Annotated in this window: 1 protein-coding gene; it reads left to right on the top strand. The window is 43.2% G+C overall.

The window, feature by feature from the left end; genetic code table 11:
- Window positions 1-192: 192 nt before the first annotated feature.
- Window positions 193-653: 5'-methylthioadenosine/S-adenosylhomocysteine nucleosidase (mtnN, locus tag R7Q48_RS28100; protein WP_318133596.1), on the top strand; the 461-nt coding region annotated here is incomplete at its 3' end.

Genomic DNA, 653 nt, shown 5'->3' with positions numbered 1-653 from the left:
TACTATTTCTGCGAAACTGCGTGTCCCGACAAGTCAAGAACCCAAAAACTGAGGTTGTAGAGAAGCTCTCATTGCCTCATTGCTGATTGTTTTGACTGATAGCGTACGGAATATTCCCCCTTTAAATCTCAAGGGTATATAATGTGTGGCGCGTCGCAAAAGGGCGGCGCATTGCTACACTTCAGGACTCGTATGTTTAAGAAATCTCTTGTTTTCATTCTTGCCGCGTTTTCACTTCCTACTTTTGCTGCATCAACGATAGGTATTGTTGGCGCGATGGATGTAGAGGTTGAAGCTCTGCTGCCAAAAATTCAGAATCAACAAATCAAAAAAGTTGCGAATCACACTTTTTATATCGGTGAGCTTGAGGGCAAATCCGTCGTGGTAACGCAATCTGGTGTTGGCAAAGTCAATGCTGCGATGACGACCACTTTGCTGATTGAATCTTTTGGTGTGAACCAACTGATTTTTACTGGTATAGCAGGAGCAAGTGACCCGAAACTTGATCCATTGGACGTGGTTATTTCTACTCGTACTGTACATCATGACGTTGATTTAACCGCATTCAACAAACCGAAAGGGTTATTACCGGACTATCAAGAGCGTTACTTTTATGCTGACAAAGCGCTACAAAATTACGCGTATGAAGCAGC

Source organism: Vibrio sp. 378, from assembly GCF_033339435.1.
This window is presented reverse-complemented; position numbering and strand designations above follow the sequence as displayed.